Origin of the sequence: Glutamicibacter endophyticus (assembly GCF_048457885.1) — a bacterium.
Classification (GTDB): domain Bacteria; phylum Actinomycetota; class Actinomycetes; order Actinomycetales; family Micrococcaceae; genus Glutamicibacter; species Glutamicibacter endophyticus.
The window spans coordinates 3,259,517-3,282,456 of sequence record NZ_CP174200.1; the positions used below are offsets into that span (position 1 = coordinate 3,259,517).

General features: G+C 57.7%; 16 protein-coding genes. 10 read left to right on the forward strand and 6 right to left on the reverse strand.

Going from position 1 to position 22,940, the window contains the following annotated elements; all coding sequences use genetic code 11:
- The first annotated feature begins 10 nt into the window (after positions 1-10).
- Together lhgO and ACJD00_RS15200 are read left to right on the forward strand one after the other, a co-directional pair.
- Positions 11-1,204 (forward strand): L-2-hydroxyglutarate oxidase, encoded by a 1,194-nt coding sequence (gene lhgO, locus ACJD00_RS15195; protein ID WP_418907729.1) that lies wholly within the window; start codon positions 11-13, stop codon positions 1,202-1,204.
- Between the two features lie 50 nt (positions 1,205-1,254).
- Positions 1,255-1,704, forward strand: coding sequence for a VOC family protein (locus tag ACJD00_RS15200; RefSeq protein WP_418907730.1), 450 nt, complete (start codon positions 1,255-1,257; stop codon positions 1,702-1,704).
- On the opposite strand, the gene ACJD00_RS15205 is transcribed toward ACJD00_RS15200, so the two are convergent.
- From ACJD00_RS15205 to ACJD00_RS15220, 4 genes are all read right to left on the reverse strand, one after another.
- Complete coding sequence (locus ACJD00_RS15205) at positions 1,701-3,860, reverse strand: helix-turn-helix transcriptional regulator (RefSeq protein WP_418907731.1); 2,160 nt, start codon at positions 3,858-3,860, stop codon at positions 1,701-1,703. The two genes, ACJD00_RS15200 and ACJD00_RS15205, sit on opposite strands and share 4 nt — an antisense overlap.
- A gap of 754 nt (positions 3,861-4,614) precedes the next feature.
- Positions 4,615-4,791, reverse strand: a complete 177-nt coding sequence (locus ACJD00_RS15210) for a hypothetical protein (protein ID WP_418907732.1) — start codon at positions 4,789-4,791, stop codon at positions 4,615-4,617.
- A 307-nt stretch (positions 4,792-5,098) separates the two neighbouring features.
- Positions 5,099-6,649 carry a sodium/proline symporter gene (locus tag ACJD00_RS15215; RefSeq protein WP_418907733.1) on the reverse strand — a complete coding sequence of 517 codons (1,551 nt, stop codon included), beginning with the start codon at positions 6,647-6,649 and terminating at the stop codon, positions 5,099-5,101.
- Entirely contained in the window at positions 6,646-6,774 is a 129-nt protein-coding gene (locus ACJD00_RS15220) for a hypothetical protein (RefSeq protein WP_418907734.1), read from the reverse strand. Before ACJD00_RS15220 ends, ACJD00_RS15215 begins: the two co-directional genes overlap by 4 nt.
- A 98-nt stretch (positions 6,775-6,872) precedes the next feature.
- Between ACJD00_RS15220 and ACJD00_RS15225 the strand changes: the two genes are divergently transcribed.
- From ACJD00_RS15225 to ACJD00_RS15245, 5 genes are all read left to right on the forward strand, one after another.
- Positions 6,873-8,447 carry a PucR family transcriptional regulator ligand-binding domain-containing protein gene (locus tag ACJD00_RS15225; protein WP_418907735.1) on the forward strand — a complete coding sequence of 525 codons (1,575 nt, stop codon included), beginning with the start codon at positions 6,873-6,875 and terminating at the stop codon, positions 8,445-8,447.
- Positions 8,448-8,740: 293 nt separating this feature from the next.
- Complete coding sequence (locus ACJD00_RS15230) at positions 8,741-9,073, forward strand: hypothetical protein (protein ID WP_418907736.1); 333 nt, start codon at positions 8,741-8,743, stop codon at positions 9,071-9,073.
- 223 nt (positions 9,074-9,296) lie between these two features.
- Positions 9,297-9,521, forward strand: coding sequence for an FUSC family protein (locus ACJD00_RS15235; protein WP_418907737.1), 225 nt, complete (start codon positions 9,297-9,299; stop codon positions 9,519-9,521).
- 8 nt (positions 9,522-9,529) lie between these two features.
- Positions 9,530-10,201 carry an aspartate/glutamate racemase family protein gene (locus ACJD00_RS15240; protein ID WP_418907738.1) on the forward strand — a complete coding sequence of 224 codons (672 nt, stop codon included), beginning with the start codon at positions 9,530-9,532 and terminating at the stop codon, positions 10,199-10,201.
- A gap of 119 nt (positions 10,202-10,320) precedes the next feature.
- On the forward strand, positions 10,321-11,418 hold the full coding sequence (locus tag ACJD00_RS15245) for an alkene reductase (RefSeq protein WP_418907739.1): 1,098 nt from the start codon (positions 10,321-10,323) through the stop codon (positions 11,416-11,418).
- Between the two features lie 60 nt (positions 11,419-11,478).
- Here the strand turns inward: ACJD00_RS15245 and ACJD00_RS15250 are convergent, their stop codons facing one another.
- Positions 11,479-12,648 carry a Dyp-type peroxidase gene (locus tag ACJD00_RS15250; protein WP_418907740.1) on the reverse strand — a complete coding sequence of 390 codons (1,170 nt, stop codon included), beginning with the start codon at positions 12,646-12,648 and terminating at the stop codon, positions 11,479-11,481.
- A gap of 248 nt (positions 12,649-12,896) precedes the next feature.
- Between ACJD00_RS15250 and ACJD00_RS15255 the strand changes: the two genes are divergently transcribed.
- The 3 genes from ACJD00_RS15255 to ACJD00_RS15265 all read left to right on the forward strand — a co-directional run bounded on the left by ACJD00_RS15255 (position 12,897) and on the right by ACJD00_RS15265 (position 15,376).
- Complete coding sequence (locus ACJD00_RS15255) at positions 12,897-14,084, forward strand: right-handed parallel beta-helix repeat-containing protein (protein WP_418907741.1); 1,188 nt, start codon at positions 12,897-12,899, stop codon at positions 14,082-14,084.
- Between the two features lie 95 nt (positions 14,085-14,179).
- Entirely contained in the window at positions 14,180-14,809 is a 630-nt protein-coding gene (locus ACJD00_RS15260; protein ID WP_418907742.1) for a hypothetical protein, read from the forward strand.
- A gap of 339 nt (positions 14,810-15,148) precedes the next feature.
- Positions 15,149-15,376 carry a hypothetical protein gene (locus ACJD00_RS15265; protein WP_418907743.1) on the forward strand — a complete coding sequence of 76 codons (228 nt, stop codon included), beginning with the start codon at positions 15,149-15,151 and terminating at the stop codon, positions 15,374-15,376.
- Between the two features lie 1,396 nt (positions 15,377-16,772).
- Here ACJD00_RS15265 and ACJD00_RS15270 read toward each other — a convergent pair.
- The gene (locus tag ACJD00_RS15270) at positions 16,773-22,538 is read right to left on the reverse strand and encodes an SdrD B-like domain-containing protein (RefSeq protein WP_418907744.1); all 5,766 of its coding nucleotides are present in this window, start codon (positions 22,536-22,538) and stop codon (positions 16,773-16,775) included.
- Positions 22,539-22,940 lie beyond the last annotated feature (402 nt).

The following is a 22,940-nucleotide window of genomic DNA, read 5'->3' on the forward strand; positions in this document are numbered from 1 at the left end:
AGTCCGCACTATGCCCACCGCGCAATCGTTTGCCGTCATCGGGGCCGGGATCCTCGGAGCTGCGGTGGCCGCCGAGTTATTGCGTCGGTATCCCTCGGCTCAGGTCGCGCTCTTCGAAAAAGAGCATCGGGTCGCGGCGCATCAGAGCAGCCATAATTCCGGTGTGGTGCATGCCGGTCTCTATTACAAGCCCGGTAGCCTCAAGGCGAAGCTCTGCCGTCGCGGGGTCGACCTGATCAAGAACTATTGCGCCGAGAAGGCTCTGCCCTACGAACGCTGCGGCAAACTCGTGGTGGCGCTCGATGAGGCCGAAGAGCAGCGGTTGAACGCCATTCACGCCACGGCTCTGGCCAACGGCGTACCCGAGGTGTCGATGCTGGGGCCCGCGGGACTGCGTGAGATCGAACCGAACGCCACGGGACGAGCGGCCCTGCACTCCCCTCATACCGCGATCGTGGACTACGCGGCGGTCACCCAGGCACTGGTGGGCGATGTGCAGCGTGCCGGCGGGGTACTACGGACCGGGTGCACGGTAGATCGCATCGAGGATCGCGACGATGTGGCCTTGCTGCATACCTCCGCCGGAGAGTTCCGGGTCGAGCGGGTGATCAGTTGCGCCGGTGCGCAATCCGATCGCTTAGCCCGAGCGTCCGGCGCCGGAAATCAGCCACGGATCGTTCCCTTCTTCGGCCAGTATTTCCTGCTCGAAGAACAGCACCGGCAGATCCTCAACGGACTGGTCTACCCGGTGCCGGATCCGCGCTATCCCTTCCTCGGGGTGCACCTCACCAAGCGAGTCGACGGCTCGATGACCATCGGCCCCAACGCCTTTCTCTCGCTGTCCCGGGAGAAGTATTCCGGGCTTGGCCTCGATCCGAAGGACCTGATCGCGACACTGGGCAATGCCGGTTTCTGGCGTTTCTCCGCCGCCAACGCCAGCGCCGCCATTCGCGAACTGCGCTCGGTGGCCAGCCGCGGCTTTTTTGTGGACCAGGCCGCCCGCTATGTTCCCTCGCTTGCCGGCGCCAGCATCACCCCCTTGCCGCGCGGAATTCGGGCGCAGGCCATGGATGCCCGCGGCAAGCTGCTCGACGATTTTGCCCTGGATCGTAGCGAGCGGGTGCTGCACGTACGCAATGCTCCCTCACCGGGGGCAACCAGTTCGCTGGCCATGGCCGAGCACCTGGTGTCTCTGCTCGACTAATTCGCTTCGGCCGGTGACCTCGCCCCCTTAACCGGAGTAGTCTCGCTGTCATGGGTGTACAGCGAATCGACAATATCGGCATCATGGTGGGCGATCTCGACGCGGCCGTCGCGTTCTTCGGCGCCATCGGACTGGAACTCGAGGGTCGTGGTTTCGTCGAGGGACGAGTGGTCGATGACTGCATCGACGTCGATGGCACACGGTGCGAGATCGCCATGATGCGCGTCCCCGGGGAAAGCACCGGCATTGAGCTCAGCCGATTCGAGCGTCCGGCGGCCCATCCGGCACAGCCAGCTGCCCCACCGGTTAATACGCTGGGGCTTCACCGAGCCATGTTTGCCGTCGACGATATTGAGCAGACTCTGCACCGCCTCGAAGCCGTGGGCGGGAGTTTGCTACGAAGCATCGTGGACTACGAAGGGGTGTACCGTCTGTGCTACGTACGAGCTCCCGAGGGATTCGTGGTGGCGCTGGCCGAGCAGTTGGCTTCCGAGGGCTAGAGGCCTAGCCGGTTCGCGATGTTCAGCGCCGCGGCCAGGTCCGTGGCATCAAGTTTGCGGTAGAGGCTACGCATCTGCGTCTTCACCGTATTTTCCGAACGGAACGTGGACACCGCGATCTGTCGGCGCGTTTTCCCAGCTCGCAGGTACTCGAGAAGTTCGAGTTCCTTCGGTGTCAGTTTGGGCGTGTTGGTGCGCTTGGGGCGCGGCCCAAGCTCGGAGAGGTAGGCCAGCGCCCGTTGCTGGCCCACGTTGAGCTCAAGATCCTTGAGCAGCACTTCGAATCCGCTAATGCCCGCCAGCATGGCACGCACGGCCACGGCATTTTCTGGAAGTACCGCCGCGAGCTCCGTGCGCGCCGTCGTGGTGCACCGGCCATGATGCCGGTCGACAACGTCGAGGGCCTGGGTCAATGGGCGCCACAACCCGATGACTTCGGCGTCGGCCACCGTAGAACTTTGGGTTTCAAGGGGTTTACCGGCAGTCCATCCATGGAGCCGTTGCAGGGCCATGGACTGATTTTCACCCAAGCTATCCACGCGCAGACATCCGCCGGGGCTGAGCACTGTGGCCAGCCAGAGAGCGTCGTTTAGCAGTTGCCGTCCGAAGTCACCAAGCGCGTAGCGCCGACTATCGAGTAGATCCACAATCAGTTGGCGGCCTCGGGCACCTTTACCCTCGAGCAGGTACGAGACGGCCAGCAAGAACGTATGAACGCTCCATAGTTCGTCCCGGTCCGGTTCACTCGGCAGCCGGTCGAGTTCGTGACGCAACGCATCGGCATCCAGTTCATTCCACGCCACAATGCCTCGAGCCAGGATGGCGGATCGTTCAACGAGATCGCGGGCCCACCCGGCACGCAGCGCCGCCTGCTCGCTACGGTAGGCCAACTGACGCGCCGCGACATGGTTGTGGTTCAGGGACTCAACCAGAGCCATTTTGGCCGCAGCATCGGCCAACAGGAAGTTACTGCCGCTAATCTGCGCCAGTTCCACCGCCTGCCCCAAAACCCAACGCGAGGCGGTCAGGCGAGCGTCGAGTATCAGCGACACACCGATCTGGGTCTTCGCTATGGCGCGCAATTTTGGCGATGTAATAGCTACGCCCGACGCGAATTGCAGCGACTCGTGAAGACGTGCAGCGGCGTCGGCAGACTGCGAATAAAGCCCGCCCAAGCGGAGATACACAAAATTCAACAGCGCGAGTGCCACATACTTCATGCCGCCGGTCGGTTCGAGTGCTTCGACCTGTTGCGCCAACTTCTGCATGGCGGCGGAACGTTCCCCGTTCCGCGAGGACGTCGGGATCGGAGCGATAACCTTGCCGTGGTCGATCATCGATAGTAGTTTGCCGGCGATCCCTAGGTATCCGGATTCTTCGATCACGTAGACCGGCATTTTCGCAATGATGGACGACAGGAAACGTGGCGCACTGATGAACAGGTCGAGGCCGTGCTCCAACACCAGTTGTTGAAGCGAATCCCAATTCCTGCAGGTCATCGCCTCCCTCATGGCACCGAATACATCTCCGGATTTGGCACGCGTGGCCAAGCTGGCGTCCTGTAACAGGGGGATCTTCGTCGGAGCGACCTCTTGAATGCGCTGGCGTAGTGCCGTTTTCATAAGTTGCGGCATAAAGTATTCGCCCAGATGATCTTGGAACACGGCGCCGGCGTTCCGTAGTTCCTCAATCCCCAGCCCCGCAGCCGAATAATGGCCATAAAATTCGCGGAGGGATTGTTCGCTGAAACTCTCGAGGAAACTTGCCTCGGCAGTCAGGTCGCCTTCACGCACATAACTTAGCCAGGGCAAGACGACGGAGGTCAACAATCGTTGCGCTGCGGTTGTATGCCCTTGAGGATCGGTGGCCAGCACAAACAGCGGCAAAGCCCAGCCGCCAGCCAACCGATACATGTCATTGGCATGGAACATAAGTCGCTGACTGGGATCAATAAGTTGCGCCCAGGAACGCCATTCGGCCAAAAGCAATAACACATCGGAATGCACGGCCAACGCAGCGTCGAAACGCTGGCACAATTTCCACGCGTAACTCTGGCTACCGGTGACAATGGCGGCACGATACTCGGGATCTTCATGGAGTTTCCCGGCCAGCTGCCCCATCCAACCGTCGGGCTCCTGCGCGTAATCATCAAGCATGATCACCTCGGTCGGTGCCCGACCCGTCCAGGTAGCGCAGAACCACTGGCTATTCGCGGAAGGCGGTGCATGAACAACCAACACTCGTTCCCGACCGGTCAGCGCCCCTTGAAAACGAGGGATGGCAGGATGAGTGGTTATGGCTTGGAATTCGCGGACGAATTGCAACCGCATTTCGGCGTTGGGCAAACTCCCTCCAAGCACATGTTGTGCGACGTGTGACGATAAAAGCCGCCGGTTAGGACCGGTTGCTCTCATCAGCTATCGACGACGTCGTTTATTGATCGCCTTTAGCTTATCGCCCGATATGTCCACAAGATAGTGCCAATGACTCTGCGCCAGAAAAGATGCCCACTATAAACTAGATTTATAGAAGTTACGCCCCGTGGTCGCGGCTTAGTCCGCAACCCGGGCGTAACTGCGATGCCGGCGAGGGTCTGCGAGTGGCTGGGTACATTCCATCCCCCAATCCATGGAATCTGCGACAGCCGACCCCTCCGAGCACCAAGCGCGCAGGTCGGCTCCGAGGCCATAACGCGTCGCCCCCGGTGCGGACGTCACGTTCTACTCTGCGCAAAGACGTCATTAGAACGCCCTATTCTTACATTCAACTCCACGCTTGAAGCTTCATCTACCGATTTGCTAGTTTTTCACCCTGCATTTAACCCGAGTAACCTCCGAGGCTATTGCCCACTGTCTCAGTGAATAATAATCACTGCGTTTACTTTTTATTCGAGAGCTCCGAGGCTAGGCATTAGGATTCTAGAAAAAAGTAGCCACCGTTGAGCCCGTCGACCAAGACTCGATACTGCCGCCCGTGCAGGCTGACATCCAATAGCCAATTGGGCTTCCACACCATGCGCACACTGTCCAGCTCACGGATTCCTCCGCGCCAGGCAAGGCGGGCCCGCCGCAGGGCTGCAGTCGACATCAGCGCCCTTGCTCGACGTCGGGCAACCTCAAACTCAATTGAGTTCCACCCGGGATCGACTACGGGCTGCACAGACCCACCCGATTCAGGGGCAAAGTTCCACGAATCAGTAATGAAGGCTTTGCCCGAATAATAGTCAACTAGCGCGTAGGCTCTTTTGGTCTGGCCAGCTAAGTATGGGATCTCGTATTCAAACCCGGCAAACGGATGATGTCGTAGACGAGCTCCATGAATGCGCAGTTGCGGTTCCTTAACACGCAGTAAGTCTGCGGCTTGGTCTGCGTCGACAACCGTCAGAAGGACCCCTTCACCCCTCACGGCGAGCCGCCACTTCTGCCTGAGCGGCTAAGAACGCGTCCTGCCCAAGGAGCATTTTGGCCGGAATAGGGCCGACCTTAGCCGTCTCATCTAGGGCACGGGCAATCCGTTCGGGCACGGGATGGCTCCGCTGGGTCAGCAGTGAGCCCACCACCATACCCAGCACCGAGGCAAGGATACCCACCACCATGGGGTCGATGCCCGTACTGGTCGGCAATCCGGAAAGCTGCCAGGCAACAGATGCTGCCGTACCAGCAAGCATGGAACTAATCGCTCCTACAGCATTCGCTTTCTTCCACCACACGGCACATACATAGGAGGGCACGAAGGCACTTCCAAGCACAGTGGTGGAGAAGATAACAATTTCGGCAACCGCCGGCGGATCGAATGCAGCGATGGCATACCCGATCACCGCCAGGAGCAAAACGGTAATGCGCGAAACCTTCACCATCTGCGCATCGGTCATTTTCCGGTTAATGAAGCGAGCATAAATATCCTGGCTGGCAATAGTACCGGCTTGAAGTAGTAGCGCGTCGGCAGTGGACATAATCGCGGCCATAATTGCAGCCATAACGATGCCCACCGCAAAGGTAGGCAGAACCGCATCGGCCACAGCAAAGACCGCGGTTTCCGGATTTGCGAGGTTGGGCAAGAGGATCAGCGCGAACAGACCCACTAGATACGGCCCCGGGATGAACAATAGATTGAAAGCCAACGAATAAGCCCCAGCGGTGCGCGCCACCGAAGGTCTCTTCATGGCCATATGGCTTACAACCACGTGCGGCCAACCCATGTACCCAATGGAAAACACCAGCAAGGCGCCCAGAATGACACCCCACTGTCCTTGGAACCCTAGATCTGCACCCCACATGGTCAGCAGATTCGGGTTTATTTCGCCGACGGCCTGGTTACCGGCGGTGAAGCCGCCGATCTCGATCAGCGTTGCAATCAAGATCCACACCATACCGATGACCATGATGATGGCTTGCACGAAGTCGGTATAGGCCACCGCCAGGTATCCGCCGAGGAAGGTGTAGAGCACGATGACACCGATTGCGATGGCCAAGGCGACAGGAAAGGACACCCCGGTGACCATTTCGAGTCCACGTCCACCTGCGATGAACTGGGCGAGGACATAGAAAAACATGCAGAAGAGCGCGACCGGTGCGGCAATCAGCCGGATCCACTTCGAGGGATAGCGGTGTTCCAAATACTCAATGGACGTAATGGACCCCAATATCTGGGATAGCTTGCGCATGCGACGGCCAAGTACCGACAAGTTCAGGATGCCTCCACCCAAATCTCCCAGGGCGTACCACATACCGAAATAGCCCTGGGTGTAGCCAAGGGACCCCGCGCCCATGAACATGTAGCCAGACATAGACGAACTTTGAAGACGCAGAGCGGTGACACCGGGGCCGAGACTTCGGCCGGCGAGGAGGAACCCCTCGGAATCCGACCGCCCCTTTTTCATGGCCCAGACACCGATACCCGCCATGGCGGCAAAGTAGACAATCAAGAACGCCAACTCAATGCTCATTTCTTGGCCTCGGCATCCTCGCGCTTCCAGCCACGGCTAACCCAAAGGAACACCCCTGTATAGATCACCCAGAGTATGGGCACCCCGACAATCACCACGGTGGTAAACGTTGGCAGTCCGAACATCTCAGCTAGTCTCCTCAGTCATACAGAATGTATTGTGTGAACTGGATCACTCAATTGCGCTTGACTGCAAGTTTTCCACAACAGAGAGGGCACCGACAGTGACACTTGGACTGAATTTCGAGGAAAGTCATACAAATTGTCCGGAAGGCTCGCCCCTGACCATTACCCAACTCCTGTCCTTTCCCTCCATGCTGGCCGGGAACCCGCAAGTTTTTGCAGATGATCGGGGACTACGTCGCCCCATCCACTGGGCCCATGTCCTTGAAACCGTTGCCGCAGGAATCCATTTACGCGGTCACGAACTAGTACTCACCACGGGGATCGCGTGGGGAGCGGACATGGACTTTGAGCGATTCGTTAGCGAACTGGTTGAAAGGCACTGCCCCGGACTGGTCTTAGAACTCGGAGAACCTGTGCCACAAGTGCCGGTAGATCTGGTGACCGCGTGTGGAAACGCCGGACTGCCACTCATACTGATGCACCGGCCGGTGGCATTCGTCGACATTACCGAGGCCGTCCATCAACACTTGTTTTCTTGGCAAACCCGACGGCTCGAAGCCGGCGGTGAGGTCAATGACCACTTCACCAAGCTGATGCAGGTCGGTACCCCGGCCGAGTCGGTATTGGAGGACTGCGCACGCATGCTCGGACGCACGGTGGTCATGGAAGATTCCGGTTACAACGTGGTGCACTACTCGTGCCCCGGTGACCTACCGCCAGGGTTCTTCGAGGGTTGGCAACACCGTTCGGCGGCCCAGCACCGTGAAGGAAACCCAACGCGCTATGCAGTGCCGGTAGTAGTTCGCGGCAAGCGCTTCGGTACCTTGCTCACCCCCGAAGATGCTGACCACCCCGCTGGGGTACAACACGTCCTCACCATGGCAGCCACGACGCTGGGCACCGATTTGCTCTATCGCCCCGGACCGCTGCTATGGAAGCTCGGAACGGCCAATCGGCTACTTGATCGGTTACTCAATCACCGCGAACCCGACATGCACCGGTTGCAAACCGAATTCGAGTCTGCTGGATTCCCCACCCGTGGTCGATATCTGCGTGGGTTCGCAATTCAGTTGGCTCCCACGGCTGACCCCCAAGAAGCCCTCGAGGCTTTGAAATATCAGTGGCGCTCCGGTGGCTCAGTCCTTGGAGGCATCGCCCCTGGAGCTCCGAGAGTAGTTTTTGGGCTCTACTCCAGCCCCGAGAGCGCACACCCCGTACCCTCAAGCGAACACTTTCTGCTCCCGCTATATATTGGATCGGTTGCCACGGACCTGCCGCGAGCTTCACTCTCACTTGCCCAAGCACTAGCTGGCCGAGAATTACACCTTCCCGGAACCGGCGATGTGCGCCACGCCGCCGATGACCCCCTAGCGCTACTAGTTCACGAGTTACGGCATGAACCGGCGATCCAGCGCTTGCCACAACACCACCTCGCGCCGATCTTGGCTCTGAAACCAGAACGCCGTGACGATTATCTGCGCGCCTTAGAGTCCTACCTGACGTATCCGACGAATCGTTCGAAAGCCGCAGAACACAGTCACCTTTCCCGCTCGGTGTTTTATCAGCGCTTGGGTGACCTCGAGAAGCTACTCGAAGTGGATTTGGGAAGCTCCACAGCGCTAACCATCCTCTCGCTGTCGCTACATATTTACCGGCACAGCCAAAGCACCTGATCTCAGAGCACAATCGAGTAGCGGATTCGCGAGAAATCGAGCCATTTCAAGTACCGGGCACGCGCGCCGAGTAGTCGACCATCTGCCTAGGTTAGCTCTAGCAATTCATTGCGCATCCGCGGGCTTCGCAGGTCGATGCTCGCCTGTCACGTGCTGGGTGGTGGTCAGGAACGCGCGGGGACTTCCCGCGCCATGCCTCGAGACCGGCTCCCCCGGACTTCGCCAGCCGGTACGCAGCGGCCGCGGACCCAAGGTCCGCGGCCATCCACTCGTTAGCAATCGAGGAGCGAACAATGAAGCGATTATTAGCCACGGCCGCCGTTGCTGCACTTTCGGTACTGGGCGCCGTAGCCCCAGCCAATGCCGCACCGCCTGCCGGGGCCGTCTGTCCAAGCTGGGATACCGGACATCTTGGCGCCGGAGGTGCCACTTCAACCACCATCACGGCTCCGGCTGGCATGGTGATCACTGGAGTCTGCGTAAAGGCGGGTTCTGCGCAGCAAGGTGACGGACCGGAAATTACCTACTACGACCCAGGAGTGACCAGCGTGACGATCTGGCACTCGTCGGGGAAGCAAATCTCGCACTACTCGGTGATGTACTCGGAGGGTGGCCCGGTCAGCTAAGCATCACTTCTTTCCCTATCGGTTTAGTTCCCGGACGTAGCTTGCCCGGGAACTTTGCCGCGCGCTGACCTGTCTTCCACTTCATAAATACGGTCAACGAGACGGCCGGGTTGGCAGCCCTTTGGAGCCGTGGCAGTGCTTCGCCTCATCCTGTGCCAATCTCCGTGGCTCACTCCAATCGGCGGTCCCGCTGCCATCTAGCTCGACAAGAGTCTGCGTGCCAGTGCCCGTCCAAACGTTGCTGATCATTGCCCTGATGTATCCCACCGAGCTGTTCATGGTCCGCAATTACGGTCTTGCCATGGGCTATTCCACGCCGATCATCCAGATGATGCTCAAACTGCCAGCACCCACCGGTGACTTCCAATTGCTTGGGGATCGGGCCATCGGCAATCTGGTCGGTGTGCTTGTGGGTATCCTTGTGGCGTTGGTGGTGGGCGACTGTTGAGCGAGCTAATGAAAAATGTAGTGTTACTGAACCCCAACACCAACACGCGCGCCACAACAATGATGACCACACTGGCCATGCGACACCGCAGTGGTTTCCCGCCGATCACCGTCCGTGGGGCTACCGTTCACAGCGGACCGGCAATGATCACGGAGCCGGTAGCGCTGGCCGCGGCCGCTACGGCCGTCGGTGACCAAGTTAATCTACTCGAGCCAGGGACGATGGATGCGCTGATCATCGCGGCCTTTGGAGACCCGGGACTCGCACAGTTACAGCACTCGCTGGACCTGCCTGTGGTTGGCATCGGGCAGTCCGCCATTTTGGAAGCAGCTCACGCAGGCCGTGCATTCGCTTTGGCCACCACGACTCCTGACCTTGTGGATTCCCTAACCGAGCAAGTTGAGCGCTATGGGTGCTCCGATAGTTTCCGCGGGGTATTCCTGACCGGGGATGGCCCGTTAGTTCTCGCAGCAAATCCGCAGGCACAGCTGGAGCAATTGCGCGAGGCCACACGTGCCGCAGCCGCTCGTGGCGCCGAAGCTGTCGTCATCGCTGGTGGCCCGTTGAGTGACACGGCCCGCCAGCTACGCACTAGCACCACTGTGCAGCTGATCGAGCCGGTTCCGGCAGCGATCGCTCGCGTCGAACGCATGCTATTGCTCCGCTCACAAAAGCGCTGAGGCGATGTTGCTGGGGAATACTCCTCGGCCGTTATCCGTTGCCCCGAAGGTAACCATTGATGGAGCACACGAGGCGCAGACGTACCCAGGATGTCGCCTCACCCGATGGAAGGAACGCCTTGACGGATACATCCACGCAGTCACTCTTCTCCGAGATCTCGCTCGGATCGCTGCAACTTCCCAATCGATTGGTCATGGCGCCGTTGACTAGATTACGCGCCGACGAACGTGGCGTACCGACCGATATTATGGTCGAGCACTACGCTCAGCGCGCCTCACTGGGCCTTATCGTTACCGAAGGCACCTGGCCGACCATAGAAGGGCGCACCTGGATCGGCCAACCGGGCATCGAAACGGACGAACATGTGGCTGGTTGGCGTCGGGTTACCGACGCGGTGCACGCCGCAGGCGGGCGCATCTTCATGCAAATCATGCATGGTGGGCGTATCTCCCACGAATTGCTGACCGGCACCGGTCGGATTGTGGCCCCGAGTGCTGTGGCCGCCCCGGATCCCATCCGTACCCCGGAAGGCAAAGCCGACGCGCCCGTGCCCCATGCGCTGGAGGTCGAAGAAATCACCGAGGTAATCGCCGGGTTCGTGAAGGCAGCACAAAACGCGATTGACGCTGGCATGGACGGGGTGCAGATCCATGGCGCCAACGGTTATCTACTGCACCAGTTCACCTCCCCAACCTCGAACCAACGCACCGACGCCTATGGCGGTTCTCCACAGAATCGCGCCAAGTTGAGCATCGAGGTTGCCCGTGCCGTTGCCGAACGTATCGGCGGCGAGCGCACCAGTATCCGGCTCTCCCCGCAGCACAATATTCAGGGCGCGCTGGAGACCGACGATGCAGATGCACTAGCTACCTATGAAGCACTAGCCGCCGGGCTGGCCCCACTGGGGTTGGCCTTTGTCGATGTGCTCAGCGCCAATCCTGCCGGGGAACTCGTGCAGACGATACGGCGTCTTGCCCAAGCGCCCTTGGTGCTAAATACGGGCTTTGGTGAACAGACCACACGCCAGCAGGCCACCGGCCTGCTCGAGTCAGGTGCCGCGGATGCGGTCGCGGTCGGCCGCGCAGCCATCGCGAATCCCGACCTCGTGCATCGTTGGAGTCAAGACCTGGCCGAAAACGCGGCAGACCCGACGACGTTCTACGTCGGCGAACAGGCCGGATATACCGACTATCCGACGTTCGCGGAACTCAACTAAGACCATCTCTGCAGATGCTCGCCCGCAATAGGGCGAGCATCTGGGTTCATCGACGCGACACTACGGCGCCGAGCTCCGGAGGAAATCACCGAGTTTCGTTTCTTCGGTCTGTCCAGGTCCGATCAGAAACGTTCCACTCGCCGTTGTCCTCGTGAAGTTCATCAGGTCATCCAGTTCGTCCATCCGGTGCTGCGTCGCAGTAAACGTTCGCAGTTCGGATTGGAAGGAAATAAAGAGCAGACCCTGGTCGTCGGAGCTATTGAAGTACGAGTAACCCCGACGAAGCATTAACCCCTTGGCCCCGCTGGGTAAGGGATGAGCCCTGCGCACATGAGCTCCCAACGGAATATCTACTTCGCCGGCAGGAGACTTTGAATGCAGGTTCGGATCATCTTCGCGCGAGCCACCAGACAGCGGCGCCCCATTCTTACGCCGACGGCCAACAGCCTGCTCCTGTTCTTCGAGCGTCAGCGCGGCAAATCTGGCCACATCGATTGGCATTCTACGCACCACCGCGATCGTCGCTCCCCGAAGACGTTCGGGTTCCTGAAGCCACACCAAATCATCGAGTTCCGCATCGCCCCGCGGAACGCTCACCCCGTCGTGGAAACCCAGTAAATTCCGCGCCGCTCCATTGTCCAGTGCGCCGCGAAACCCCTGTGCCGACCAATTTTTCACGCTCTTATCCGCCAAGTAATCTTCGACCCGAGCCTGGACGAGCGAGGTGACCATCTGATCGTCAGAACAAAGCTGAATGAACAGGTCGCCTTGTTTCAGCCCCGGCGACTCGAACTGTTCTCGCTGGAAGTCTGGCAGCATTTGGCTACCCGGAGAAGCTTCGGATAGGAATTCACGAATCACCCGTGGCCCGACCCCGACAGTAAGCGTCAACTTGGCCGGTTCGGTGTCAGCCAGCATGCCTCCCTCGATCGCATCGACCGCGATGTTGCCCAACTTGTCCAGAATCTCGGGCACCTGCGCCATCGTGAGAACATCAAAAATGCTCACCGTGACATTTTGCTGCCGTGGCGAGGGCGAAGTAATTCCTGGTTGACGCGCCCCGAATGGTGACACGCGCTCGGGCCCGGCAGCTACATGCGACACCGTTTCCGTTTGGTTTGAGCCAGCGAGATTTCGTCCGACGGCGAAGGATACGGCCGACGTTCCGGCCAGGACGCCGGTGGTCAACAAGCGGCGCCGTGTGGGTCTGATTCCTGGTTCTTTGCTCATCTGACTGTTCAGGTTTTCGCGTGTGCCATGGTCGTGGGACAAGGGACTGTTACTCCGTATACTTCGACTAGCCGGTAGCCCCTCCGGCCACTACCCGACGACAACGATGGGATGAGACCTAGGTGAGAATACGGCGGACATTGGTAGCCATGCTAGTCGGTGGATCCCTCGTACTGTCGGGTTGCAGCGCAACGGAACCTACACCGCGCCCGAATTCCAGTGGCCCACAGACGATTTCGGTGCCGGCAATGGCATCGAGCATCCAAGAAGCAGTCGATGCAGCCCGTCCGGGTGACACCATCGAAATCTCGCCCGGAACCTACAACGAATCCGTCGTGGTGCGCGGCGATGACATCGTTCTTCGGGGTACGGACCGCAACAGCGTAGTTCTCGATGGCGGCGACGCTAAAAGCAATGGCGTTGTCGTCACTGGTGATCACGTACGCGTCGAAAACCTGACGGTGAAGAACTACACCCTCAACGGCGTATTGGTTACGGGCATGGCCACCGAAGAAGGCGGGCTAGCGCGCGGCAGTGATGGCTACCAGAGGCTTGACCCGGAAAAATTCCCACCGGTTGATGGCTTTGCCGTGCGTTACGTCTCCGCATACAACAATGGGCTTTACGGTGTTTACGCATTTGACGCGCAGAATGGCATCCTCGAACACAATTATGCGTCGGGAAGCGCGGACTCCGGACTTTACGTGGGACAGTGCAGTTCCTGTAATGTCCTCGTGCGGAATAACGTCGCCGAGTCGAATGCGGTCGGCTACGAGCAGACCAACGCCTCAAACACCGTGACCGTGATCAATAATAGGTTCACCGGTAACCGCCTTGGGATGACGTTATTGTCCGATTACCAGGAGGCCTTCATCCCTCTGCGAACCTCCGTCGTTGCCGGGAATTTCATTGGGCAAAGTAACAATCCCGATACTCCTGCCCACGGCGAGGGAGGGTATGGTCTGGGGATCGGCGTTTCGGGAGCTACCGATGTGAAGATCTTGAAAAACCGCATCACTGATAATCCGGTCGCAGGCATCGAGATCACCTCCACCGAGGACCTAGCGCCAACCGACATCCACGTGCGCGAGGACCACTTCGAGAATAATCACTTGGATCTGGCCTATACCGCCTCGACGCGCTCACCGGGTTCAGGTAACTGTCTAGACGATGCATCCCTGAGCACTTCTCCAAAGAATCTAGCGAAGCTATGGGACTGCAATACCGGAAGTTCTGCGGCGGCCGGAGAGCCTCTCCCCGCGCCCGAGGTGCCCCGCGGTATCTCCTACCGAAAAATTGCCCCCGGCCCGGCGCAGCCCACTGCACCGCAGGACGATTCCTTCACCTGGGATTCGATCACCGAGCCTTCGCTCGATGCACTAGAGGTTCCGGGCACGGACCTCTTTGAAGATCTGGTTCGGAAAGGCAGTAACTGATGCCTCGACGCCTACAACCACTCGCCGCGTGCCTTTCGATTGCTGCACTGCTGGCAGTCAGTTCCTGTAGTGCTTCGTCAACAGAATTCGGTCAGATGGAACCGTCCATCGTCAGCATGGAGCAGGCTGAGCAACTCTCCGTGATGCGCCTGAATAACTACGAGCTTGGGATAGCGCGTTTCACAATGTCCCTCCCAGACAAGGGCCGACAAGCGTGGCTGCAAGGTCGCGTCGACCTCGTTGAACATACTGGCTACGCAAATATGACCACCAACGGTGCGGGTAACGCCTATTCCTTGCTCGTCTGGACCGAGAATCAGATTGCTGAGCTTCCGGCGCAGAATACCGAGCTACCCACCCAACCGCCAGCAAGCAGAGCATGGTCCTTGCGTGATCTCGACCCTCATGCCGGACTACCCGACTCGGCATTGAATTTCCTGCTCCAGTTGGCTTCAGATCGCCCTGAAAACGCATTACTCCTGCGCCAAAACGGCGCGCAGTATCACGGCCAAACGGTCATCGAGGGGCAAGAAGTATCGGTCTATACCGGCCCCGGAACGAACCACAAGCCATCTGACAACATCACTTACTTTGTATCCTCCGACGCACGGCTCATGAAGGTCGAAGCGCGGCTAGGTGACTCGAGCAATCCTGTCGTCATCAACTTCGAAGGCGCCGAGGAAACTCCCATCGAGCTTCCTGCCCTAGGGAACAGTTCTAAGTAGGCGCAGCCCCGGGGAGTAGCAATCCGCACGTGCCATTTTTCCGGCTGGTTCGCACGCGATCCCGTTCAGGCGTAATTGCTCAGTCCCTATCGATGCACCCAACTTCAAGGAGCGTCTAGTAAAAAACCTATAAAACTACAGCTATTCTGAGGGCATATTTTACAGTAAGGACTCGTCACAATTAAGAGTTGCGGCCAACCTCTACTCCAGTTGCCCTAAATCCGTCAAATATTCGGTCACATTCGACAACTAGCTGCGTTTATCCACTATACATAGCAGTTATTGACAGGTGCTACAGCGCTGAGCAAAGACCATTGAACCATACGGACGGTGACATAAATGATCGAACTGCAACAACTCCGCGAGCTCGCAAATAGGGTGGAAGATAGGCAAGCCGACCTCGATGCGGCTCGTGAAAATCTCCACGACGCCATTTGCATGGCGCTGTCCAAAGGCGTAGACGCGGCATCCGTTGCAAAGTGGTCAGGCGTCTCAAAGCCGTATGTGTATCAGATCCGAAGCAATAGCAAACGATCATCTGCCCATGGAAAAGCGAAGCTTTCATGACCACATCCGGGTACAGCGTTACTTCAGTGAGAAGCCACTGACCCTCCCATTTCAGGCTCCCTAGCGGTCTTATTGGATTCCCCTGGCAGGCTGACTTTGAAGCCATAGGAGTCCAGTCCCACAGAAGGTCCCGAACTGCAAATACAATCGCAAGCCTTTGCATTGGGTGAGTCTTTTCTGCCCGGAACCCTGCTGGAGAAAGCCACAACTCGAAGGCGCTCTCGCTCTCGACAGAGGCCCGGTGAAATGCTACTTGGGGGAGCATTTCACCGGGCCTCTAGCCTGCATTCCGTCGCTATCGTCGCCTACTGACTATGGGGAACCTTAACGACTTTCACGAGCACACAACACCAACTCGAACCAAGTCAATCTTCAGTGGTAACAGTAAACTTCCCCGCTCGAGTCATGGTGTGCCTTGTTCGACCGCGCTTGGGGGAACGGACAAACAATACGGAATATTATGAAGCAGCGCTGCTTCATTAGGTGAGAAACTATGCACATGATGCATTTATGTCAACACTTTAAGGATGAACCATTCTGGCCAGCTAACTTTAGCCAATAAGGAGAGCTCAACAAACAGGGGCGGAAGAACAATCAATTAACTTCACAGACGGCCACGACCCAAAAAGTCGGTCGTAGGCACTGGCAATATTGGGCAATTAAATCGTTGATGATCATTGATCCCGAAAACCACACGGGCCTGAGTACGCAACTAATTTGCAACCCATGTCCGCGGCGACGAGACCGGGCTCGTCATCCCAGCTCCCGCGGCACAATGCATGGCAGACTGCGCAGTCATCGGCAAGGAATGGCACATAGACTAGACGCCGCCGGGGCCGTTCCTTCAAACTTTGCGCCCGCCAGTCATGGGGCGGAACTGACTAGTTCGTTTACATGCTGCGAGTAATGAAGACTCGGTCTGATTCGCTGGAAAATGTGTATCTCCTCGACCCGATAACGCTCAAATGCGAGCAGACTCTTATAGTTTCGCGAGCGATCCATAGGGGGTACGAGCGCAGACTTCCAAGTCAAAGAAGCTGTCACTTGATCTCGGCACTACAAGGTAATTTGTGTGGCCCGGTCTAAGCATCTCGCTGCATAGTTTGAACTACGTTGTACCCAAAAAGATGCCTCCTTTCAAAGGTTCAAATAGGTCGTTGCAGGCGACTAATTGTGCAGCTGACTCACTCGCAACCTGTAGCACGAGTATGACTAGATTCAGCGACCCTGTGCATACTATCGACAGGGCGCCGCAGCTCGGCTGACCGGATGGACAAGTGGAGTCACGAGGCTGCTTTCGAAGCGCCTAGTCTCACTAGGTTTTGGCTATACTACTGGGGGTAGGACCCGGATGGGTCCTACCCCCAGTAGAGGTTTTCAATGCTGTCTACGTTCCTTAGGAGTTCTTCCTCCGGCTACGAAGGAGCATTGTGCCGAGACCGGCAAGCAAAACACCCAACGCACCTGCAGCTATCAAACCGGCGGTCACACCAGTTTCAGGAAGCTTCGGCGTCTTGGGGGTCTCCGGCTTCGGCTGTTCCGGCTTCGGCTGTTCAGGCTTCGGCTGCGGAGTACCTTGCTTGGAAACACCAGCATCGATATCAGTGCGATCGTTCGGCTCCTCGCCACCAACAGTCACGTTCTCCACGACACCATCAGCGTTCGGATCCGAATCCTTCGCAGAATCCTCACCCTCACCCGGCATCGTAAAGACATAACCCTCAGGCAGGTCAGAGAACTTCACCTGGTAAGTGCCGCACTCAACCTCGTCGAACGAGTACTTACCCTCAGCGTCGGTCTTCACCTCAGCGATGACCTTACCGTCCGCATCGATCAGGGTGACAGTAACGTCCTTGATACCCTGCTCGTCAGCGTCCTGGACACCGTTGTTGTTCGCATCAACCCAGACGAAGTCACCAATCGAGCACACCTCAACCGGAGCCGGTGGAACAACACCAGCATCCACATCAGTACGATCGTTCGGCTCCTCGCCACCAACAGTCACGTTCTCCACGACACCATCAGCGTTCGGATCCGAATCCTTCGCAGAATCCTCACCCTCACCCGGCATCGTAAAGACATAACCCTCAGGCAGGTCAGAGAACTTCACCTGGTAAGTGCCGCACTCAATACCCGAGAACACATACCGACCATTGGCATCGGTAGTCAACGGCTCAACACCCTCAACCGGAGTGCCATCAGCATTCAGCAGAGTAACGGTCACACCCTCAACCGGGGCCTCACCCTCATCCTGAACACCATTGCCATTCTCATCAACCCAGACGAAGTCACCAATCGAACACACCTCAGCAGCCGGCGGAACAATACCCGCGTCCACATCAGTACGATCGTTCGGCACCTCGCCACCAACAGTCACGTTCTCCACGACACCATCAGTGTTCGGATCCGAATCCTTCGCAGAATCCTCACCCTCACCCGGAGTCGTAAAGACATAACCCTCAGGCAGATCAGAGAACTTCACCTGATAGGTACCGCACTCAATACCCGAGAACACATACATGCCGTTCTCATCGGTAACGACGGGGGCAACTCCAGTTGGGTTTCCGTCAGCATCCAACAAGGTCACAGTCACACCTTCGACTCCAACCTCGTCAGCGTCCTGGACACCGTTGCTGTTCTCATCCACCCAGACATAGTCACCAATCGAGCACACCTCAACCGGAGCCTGCGGAACAACACCAGCGTCGATTGTTAGGTCCTCGTTCGGCTCTTCGCCGCCGACAATGATGTCGTCAGTTAGTCCATCCGAGTTCGGGTTTGAATCAACTGTGGAGTCATTGCCAGAATTTGGCGTGGTGAACTCGGTGCCTTCAGGTATATCGCTGAATCGAACCTTGTAGGTACCACATTCGATCTCATCGAAGACGTACCCGCCACTGGCATTGGTAGTGGTGGTATCGACCGTCTGACCCTGTGCATCAATAAGAGTTACAGTCACGTTCGGTACGCCGTTCTCATCGGCGCCTTGCGTACCATCCTTATCGACATCGAACCAAACGAAGTCACCGATACGGCACTTGTCTGGGTCCGGTAGCACCTCGGTCTCAATTACACCGGCATCAACTGTCAGGTCCTCAGCAGGCTGTTCTCCACCGACCGTTACCGGGTCCGTCAGACCCTGCTCGTTCGGGTTTGAATCAACTGCGGGGTCATTGCCAGAAGTTTGCGTAGTGAACTCGGTACCTTCAGGGAGATTCTCGAACTGTACTCGGTACGTGCCGCACTCCAGGTTCTCGAACAGGTATTTGCCTTCTGCATCAGTAATCTGTGCCGGAACACCGGCGACCGGGTTGCTGTCTGCATCTAGCAAGGTCACTGATACGCCCGGAACGGCAGCTTCTCCAGCGTCTTGGATGCCATCCTTATCGGCGTCGTACCATACGAAGTCACCAATAGTGCACTTCTGAACTGGAACTACTGGCTGAACCAAGCCTGCGTCGATGTCTGTGCGATCGTTGGGCTCTTCGCCTCCGACAACCACATTTTCAACGATGCCTTCCTCGCTCGGATCCGAATCAATCGTTGAGTCATCGCCCTCACTGGTACCAGTGAAGTTATATCCCTCGGGTTGTTCGAACGTAACGGTGTAGGTTCCGCAGTCGATGTTGGCGAACAAGTACTTGCCGTTGACATCGGTCTCAACCGTGGTGACGGTTTCTCCGTCAGCGTTGACGAGGGTTACAGTGACGCCTTCAGCGCCAGCTTCACCTTCATCCTGAATACCGTCCTTGTCCAGGTCGTACCAGACGAAGTCACCAATCGAACACACCTCAGCAGCCGGCGGAACAATACCCGCGTCCACATCAGTACGATCGTTCGGCACCTCGCCACCAACAGTGAACTCATCAGTCACACCAACAGTCGGGTCATCCTCAGAAGGAACCGGATCGGAATCAACACCCTCATCCTCACCCGCATTCGGGGCAGTGAACGTATTACCCTCCGGCAGATCCGAGAACTGAACACGATAAGTACCGCACTCAATACCCGAGAACACATACAGACCATTGGCATCGGTAGTCAACGGCTCAACACCCTCAACCGGAGTGCCATCAGCATTCAGCAGAGTAACGGTCACACCCTCAACCGGGGCCTCACCCTCATCCTGAACACCATTGCCATTCTCATCAACCCAGACGAAGTCACCAATCGAACACACCTCAGCAGCCGGCGGAACAATACCCGCGTCCACATCAGTACGATCGTTCGGCACCTCGCCACCAACAGTGAACTCATCAGTCACACCAACAGTCGGGTCATCCTCAGAAGGAACCGGATCGGAATCAACACCCTCATCCTCACCCGCATTCGGGGCAGTGAACGTATTACCCTCCGGCAGATCCGAGAACTGAACACGATAAGTACCGCACTCAATACCCGAGAACACATACAGACCATTGGCATCAGTGGTCAACGGCTCAACACCCTCAACCGGAGTGCCATCAGCATTCAGCAGAGTAACGGTCACACCCTCAACCGGGGCCTCACCCTCATCCTGAACACCATTGCCATTCTCATCAACCCAGACGAAGTCACCAATCGAACACACCTCAGCAGCCGGCGGAACAATACCCGCGTCCACATCAGTACGATCGTTCGGCACCTCGCCACCAACAGTGAACTCATCAGTCACACCAACAGTCGGGTCATCCTCAGAAGGAACCGGATCGGAATCAACACCCTCATCCTCACCCGCATTCGGGGCAGTGAACGTATTACCCTCCGGCAGATCCGAGAACTGAACACGATAAGTACCGCACTCAATACCCGAGAACACATACAGACCATTGGCATCAGTGGTCAACGGCTCAACACCCTCAACCGGAGTGCCATCAGCATTCAGCAGAGTAACGGTCACACCCTCAACCGGGGCCTCACCCTCATCCTGAACACCATTGCCATTCTCATCAACCCAGACGAAGTCACCAATCGAACACACCTCAGCAGCCGGGACAAACCCGGCGTCGTAGGTGTGGTTCGCACCGCTTGTAGGCGTCACCAATTCAATCGTCGGCACGCCCTGCTCGTCGAGCACTGCGTTCGAGTCGATTGCAGTGTTTTCTCCCGCGAGTTCGGTCGTCAGCTCCAAGCCTTCAGCCGTGGTTCCGGCAGTTTCGAAATGCAGGGAACACTCAACATTCTGTGCCAAGCCACCGTCGACATTCGAGTCGTTGAAGTAGTATTCGCCGTCCTCATTCGTCGTGGTCGTGGCCGTAGTGGTGCCGCAGGTCAAGGTGACCACGACCCCGGAAACCGATTCCTCGTCGGCGTCCTGCACTCCGTCGCGATCGGTATCGATCCACACGCGGTTACCGACCTCTACGTGATCGGCGACGAGGGCATCGAGATCTCCCAGCCCTGAAGCCTTACCCATGGATCCATCGCGGGTGAAACCGCCGTCTTGGGTCCAGGAACTATTTATCGTCGCCCAACCATTGCCGTCTTTACCGCCATACTGACCGGTGGCGTTCTCGTAGAAACGGAAACCGTTGGTCCAGATTGCGTCTCCTACGTCAAAACCAGTACCGACGAAATCAACGAAGCCTGGAATCTGCAATACAGCACCGAGAGCGATCTGATCGTGTGCTCGAACCCCGTTAGCATCTACGAACTCGTCGTCGTAGTACTCACCGCCATCAACTCCAATACCGTTGTTGGGGAAGGCGCCAGTGGTACCACCGCACGAAGCGTTTGACTCGAGCGCGAAACTTCCGTCGCCGGTGGCACAGGCACGAAGAAGCTCACCGGCAGTGGCCGACGAATAGGGATCGTCCGTGTTATCCGTCGGGTGACCTGCTTGGTAGCCCGCTTGATCACCGAACCGGTCCTTAACAGCAACCGTAAGATCCCCGTTCTCATCGAATCCGATATCGGAGACCAGTGGTTGTGGGTAAGCGATCCACTCTTCAGTTGAGCCCTGCCAAATAGCTGCCGGGTCATCGGTCCACGCGTGCCAATTTGCGGTGGGGTCCGGTGCCACGTTGAACGCAGTACCGCGTTCGTAGTCCATCGGTACTTCAAGAACGGGGCCGGTCCCAACGAGAGTGCCGTCCAGCGCCAACTCGAAAATATATCCACGCAGGTCTGCTTCGGTTGGTCCAGCGCAGGTACCGCTGACCCAGACACTTCCGTCATGGACAGATACCCCAAATGGCCTAACATTCTCCGAAGCGCAACTGGCTCCGGGAAGAGAGGACAAGTCAGCGATCGCTGCCGGCTCACCGGCAACTGGCGTTCCGCTACTCATGTCTACGGGCACCTGATACAGCGACTTATCGTTCAAGTTAACCGCGTAGAGCGCATCAAATGAAGGAGTCGCGGCAAGGCCACCCAGTCCGATCTTGCCGATCTCTGGCCAGGCGGCCATGTCATGGAACCAGTCATAGGCCGCTGGCCCCGCTTCCGACCCAAGAGGACGCGGATCGGTTCCCACATTTGGGATCGTGGCAAAGACCGAAGCATTCGGGTCTGCAGCGGTATCAGTGAGGTAGATTGCGCCAAGGCCGCCTGGGCCGGTAATGACGTGGCGCTTGAACAGCGCGGAGCTGGCAACGTGGTTTTCGCCAAGATTCGCGATGCCCCAGATCGCGCCGGTCTGCGCCACGGTGGCTTCCGTCGTTGCGCCACGTTGATCACCGCGGTCGCCATACAGCATCGAACCGATGCTGCGCTGGGTTGACGGGTCGATCCAGTTCGTCGTGTTTTCAGTAGCCTGTGCCCGTTGCTCGGCCCAAACTAAGGGCGGATTATCATCGGCTGGCTGCCCGGGGATGACGAAGCCGACATCTGCGGTTTTACCCGGTGCCACGAACTGGACTGTGGAACCTGCGGTAGCACCGTCGATTCCAACTGGTGCTGGCGCGTATCCATCAGGGGTAGAGAATTCTAGGCGAACCTCAACCGAATCATCGGCGGTATCGACGTCAAGCACATAGTTGCCGTCGGCCGAAGTAACTGCCGTGCCGGCTTCCTGACCTTCGCTTCCGAAGGCAGTAACCTGAACGCCTTCGAGACCGCTTTCCCCTGCGTCGTATTGACCGTTGGAGTTCCTGTCATTGAAAGCAGAACCGGTAATTTGTCCCTGTGCTGCATTGGCAGCGGCTGGAACTAAGCTACTCGCAAACAATCCCAAGACGAGCACGGCGGCTGTTGATGCAGCGCGTGCTTGTCTTCCCTTACGCGCATTCCTTGGTTCAATACCAAGCCCGCTAGCTCGCGGGCGTGATCTTATTCGTTCCACGAATACGTACCCTTCCTCTGAGAAACTTGAAGGCGAGTCAAACGACCCAGCCTTCCGAGCTCGGGCCTTTCATCTCTAAAGATGCGAGTATGACCCGACGGCTATTTCCACCCAGCACAAATAAGGCATGCTAGGTACTTCAACGGCTCCCCCTTATACCGTCGGCAGCAGTAGCCAGAGCCGATCCTAGAGTTATGGAGATGCATAATTCTACGAGTTGACCAAAAACATAAATGGTCATCGCCCAAGCAATTTTGTTGCAGTTTCAATTAACTGGAAGGAATCTCTTGTTTCATTAGGTCG

Excerpts from the sequence above, each read along its gene's own strand:
- ACJD00_RS15250 (WP_418907740.1), bottom strand. The coding sequence starts at position 12,648 with ATGAGCAAAGAACCAGGAATCAGACCCACACGGCGCCGCTTGTTGACC.
- lhgO (WP_418907729.1), top strand. The coding sequence starts at position 11 with ATGCCCACCGCGCAATCGTTTGCCGTCATCGGGGCCGGGATCCTCGGA.
- ACJD00_RS15260 (WP_418907742.1), top strand. The coding sequence starts at position 14,180 with ATGGAACCGTCCATCGTCAGCATGGAGCAGGCTGAGCAACTCTCCGTG.
- ACJD00_RS15230 (WP_418907736.1), top strand. The coding sequence starts at position 8,741 with ATGAAGCGATTATTAGCCACGGCCGCCGTTGCTGCACTTTCGGTACTG.
- ACJD00_RS15205 (WP_418907731.1), bottom strand. The coding sequence starts at position 3,860 with ATGCTTGATGATTACGCGCAGGAGCCCGACGGTTGGATGGGGCAGCTG.
- ACJD00_RS15210 (WP_418907732.1), bottom strand. The coding sequence starts at position 4,791 with ATGTCGACTGCAGCCCTGCGGCGGGCCCGCCTTGCCTGGCGCGGAGGA.
- ACJD00_RS15200 (WP_418907730.1), top strand. The coding sequence starts at position 1,255 with ATGGGTGTACAGCGAATCGACAATATCGGCATCATGGTGGGCGATCTC.
- ACJD00_RS15265 (WP_418907743.1), top strand. The coding sequence starts at position 15,149 with ATGATCGAACTGCAACAACTCCGCGAGCTCGCAAATAGGGTGGAAGAT.
- ACJD00_RS15255 (WP_418907741.1), top strand. The coding sequence starts at position 12,897 with ATGGCATCGAGCATCCAAGAAGCAGTCGATGCAGCCCGTCCGGGTGAC.
- ACJD00_RS15220 (WP_418907734.1), bottom strand. The coding sequence starts at position 6,774 with ATGTTCGGACTGCCAACGTTTACCACCGTGGTGATTGTCGGGGTGCCC.
- ACJD00_RS15215 (WP_418907733.1), bottom strand. The coding sequence starts at position 6,649 with ATGAGCATTGAGTTGGCGTTCTTGATTGTCTACTTTGCCGCCATGGCG.
- ACJD00_RS15240 (WP_418907738.1), top strand. The coding sequence starts at position 9,530 with ATGAAAAATGTAGTGTTACTGAACCCCAACACCAACACGCGCGCCACA.